General features: G+C 80.2%; 3 protein-coding genes. 1 reads left to right on the top strand and 2 read right to left on the bottom strand.

The window, feature by feature from the left end; all coding sequences use genetic code 11:
• Positions 1-168 precede the first annotated feature (168 nt).
• Entirely contained in the window at positions 169-378 is a 210-nt protein-coding gene (locus ACI8AG_RS20445) for a hypothetical protein (RefSeq protein ID WP_456591305.1), read from the top strand.
• 64 nt (positions 379-442) lie between these two features.
• On the opposite strand, the gene ACI8AG_RS20440 is transcribed toward ACI8AG_RS20445, so the two are convergent.
• Both ACI8AG_RS20440 and ACI8AG_RS20435 read right to left on the bottom strand, forming a co-directional pair.
• Positions 443-1,741 (bottom strand): class F sortase, encoded by a 1,299-nt coding sequence (locus tag ACI8AG_RS20440; RefSeq protein WP_456598491.1) that lies wholly within the window; start codon positions 1,739-1,741, stop codon positions 443-445.
• A gap of 29 nt (positions 1,742-1,770) precedes the next feature.
• Positions 1,771-3,015, bottom strand: a complete 1,245-nt coding sequence (locus ACI8AG_RS20435) for a hypothetical protein (RefSeq protein WP_456598490.1) — start codon at positions 3,013-3,015, stop codon at positions 1,771-1,773.
• Positions 3,016-3,216: the final 201 nt, after the last annotated feature.

Genomic DNA, 3,216 nt, shown 5'->3' with positions numbered 1-3,216 from the left:
CCCCCCCCCCCCCCCCCCCCCCCCCCCCCCCGCGCCCGCCCCCCCCCCCCCCCCCCCCCCCCCCCCCCCCCCCCCCCCCCCCCCCCCCCCCCCCCCCCCCCCCCCCCCCCCCCCCCCCCCCCCCCCCGCTCCGTCGATGCCGTCGAGGAGTCCGGTGACGGGGACTGGGTGGTCCGGCCGGTCACCGGCAGCTCGACCGGCAAGACCTACCGCTGCCCCGGCTGCGACCAGGAGATCCGCCCGGGGACGCCGCACGTGGTCACCTGGCCGGCCTACCTGCGGGACTCCGACCTCGAGCCCTGGGACGTCGAGTCGGCGGCCGACCGGCGCCGGCACTGGCACACCGTGTGCTGGCGGTCGCGCGCCCGGCGTCGCTGAACAAGGACCCGCTGCCCCCACGCCTCGCGAGCTCGGCGCGGGCCCCTGCAGCGGGGCCGTTCCATCAGGTCACGAGCTCGGCCGACACCACCACGTTGTCCCGGTAGCTGCCCGTCGCCGGGTCGAACGCCCCGCCGCAGGTGATGATCCGCAGCTGGGGCCCGGGGGTCGGCGCGTAGACCGTCGTCCCCGGGAACTCCGCCTTGGCGTACCGGTCGACGGCGGTGACCCGGAAGCGGGCCGTCGTCCCGTCGCCCCGGTCCACCAGCACCTCGTCCCCGGGGGCCACCCCGCCCAGTCCGGCGAGCGCCCCGGCGCGACCGGCCCAGTCGACGTGCCCGGTGAGCACCGCCGGGCCGGCGGCGCCCGGGCGCGGGCCCCTGGAGTACCAGCCCGCCACGGAGGGGTCCGCCGGAGGGACGAGGGCGCCGGAGCCGTCGAGCCCGGCCGCGACCAGCGGGGCGTCGATCTCCGCTGCGGCGATGCGCAGCCGCACCGGGGCGGCGGCGGGCTCCGCTGATCGTGCGGCGGCGCGCCAGGGCGCGCCGGCCAGGACGGAGACGGTGCGGGGGAGCCAGCCGCCGACCGCGCCGGCCCCACCACCGCCGGCCTCCACCCCGCCCACCGGCCGGACGGCGGGGCCGGTGGCGTCCGCGACCACTCGCAGCTCCACGCCGCCGCCGGGGCGCTGCAGGGCGAGCACCGTGCGGATCGAGCCGGCGGGCAGGTCCAGCTCGGCTTCGGCACCGGTGGCCGGCACCAGGGCGTGGTGCCGGCCACCCGGCACGACGACGGGCGGCCCGGCGTCCGGGAAGCCCAGACCGGCCGCGAGCACCGGGCCGTCGGCCAGCACGACGTCGAGCGGGGTGGCCGCGGGCGCGGCGGCGAGCACCCGCACCCGGGCGGCGCCGGACGGCGGAGGGCTCAGGTCGTCGTCGAGCGGCTGCAGGGTCAGGTCGGCGAAGGTGCCGGTGAGCGCCACGGTCCGGGCCTGCCCCGGGGAGAGGTCGACGCGGGCCGAGAGCACCGGGGCGGTACCGGCGGACGCACCGGCGGCCCGGACGCTGACCGCGTACGCGCCGGCGGGCAGCTCGGCGTAGGCGTCCACCGCGCCGTACCCCAGCCCCGCCGCGACGACGGGCCCCGGGTCGACGAGGACCTCACCGGGAGGTGCGGCCGCGGTCAGCGAGACGTCGACCGCCGGGGTGTCGGGCGAGAGGTGGGCGACCCGCAGGAGGCCGGACCGCGGCTCGTCGGCGGCCGCGCGACCCGGCGCGCCCAGCACGGCCGGCAGCGCGAGGAGCAGCAGGGCCAGGAGCGCCGACAGCCCGCGTGCCGGCCGGACACGGGGGTCCGGGGTCACGCGGGCTGTCGCAGGGCGGTACCGGGGGATCAGGAGCGCCCCTGGCCCACCGGCTCGTCGATCGACTGCGTCGTCGGGGCGGCCTGCGCAGCCGGGGTCGACCCCGTGGCGTTCGGCCGCGACGGCAGGGGCAGCGCGCGGGTGGTCGGCTCCGCGCGCGTGACCGCCGGGAACGTGGCGGTCACCGGCTCGGGGCGGGTCGGCTGGCGCGCCGCGGCGGACTCGCCCTCGGCCCGGGGGGCCTGGACGGCGGGCTGCTGCCCGGTCTGGGGGCCGGCGACCGCTGCGGGGGCCTGGCCGGCGGGTGCCGGTGCCTGCGCGCGCTCCGGCCGCTCCGCCGGGGCCGCCTGCTGCTGCGGAGCTGTCTGCTGGGGGGCGGTCTGCGGGGCTGCGGGCTGCCGCTGACCGGCCTCGCCCGTGGGTGCGGCGTGCTGTGCGCGCCGCTCGGTGTCGGCGTCGTCGCGGGACTGCTGCGCGCGGTCGCCGAGGTCGGGGAGGCTGTCCAGCAGCCGTCGGGCCTGCACTAGCCGGCTGGTGAGCTCGTCGCGGACCTCGCGGATCGCCTCGGCGCGCGCCTCGGCGTCGGCGACGAGCTGGGCGGCGTGCTGCTCGGCGGCGGCGATCCGCTGGCGTGCGGCCTGGGTGGAGACGCGCTCGCGCTCCTCCTCGGCCTGGGCGGCCTCGGCCCGGCGGGCGCGCTGCGCGATGTCGAAGTCCTCCTCGACCTTCGCCCGGCGGGCCTGCGACTCGGCGTCGAGGCGGGCCACCCGCTCCTGCGCCTTGGCGACCAGCTCGTCGGCCCGCTGCTGCGCCTTCTGCATGATCTGCTCGGCGGCCTGCCGCGCCTCGGCGATCATCCGCTCGACCTCGGCCTGCCCGGCCGCGTGCCGCTCCTGCAGCGCGCGCTCCTCGGCGTCGGTCTGCTCGCGGACGGCCTGGGCGTCGAGCTCGGCGGCCCGCCGGATCTCGCCCGCCTCCTCCTCCGCCAGCTGCAGCATGTGCTGGATGCGCTCGCTGATGTTCTCGAACGTGGGGGCGGCGGCGGTCGCGGCCTTGCGCCGCAGCGACTCGACCTCGCCGTGCAGGGCCGACAGCTGGCTGGCCAGGTCGGCCGAGCGCTCGACGGCGGCGTCGCGGTCGGCCAGCGCGATGCGGAAGTCCGCCTCCAGCCGTTCGATCGTGTCGGCGACCTGGTTGCGGTCGTACCCCCGGAGGACGACGTCGAAGGAGTGCTGCGCCTCGTGCATCGGCATGTCGCGGCGGGGGTCGTTCATGGGTTCATCCTCGCAGAAGGGCAGGGGCTCGTCACCGTCCTGGGCACGGTGCGCCCCAGGTGTCCCGGATGTCCCGGGTGACACGCCGGGCGACGTGCGCCGGGGGGGGGGGGGGGGGGGGGGGGGGGGGGGGGGGGGGGGGGGGGGGGGGGGCGGGGGGGGGGGGGGGGGGGGCCGGGCGCCGGCGGGGGCCGGCCCGGC

The sequence above is a fragment of the Blastococcus sp. SYSU DS0552 genome (genome assembly GCF_054050815.1).
Note: the sequence above shows the minus strand (reverse complement) of the source record. Positions and strands in the feature narration are given on the sequence as shown.

Coding starts and splice junctions, on each gene's coding strand:
- ACI8AG_RS20435 (WP_456598490.1), bottom strand. CDS start 3,015: ATGAACGACCCCCGCCGCGACATGCCGATGCACGAGGCGCAGCACTCC.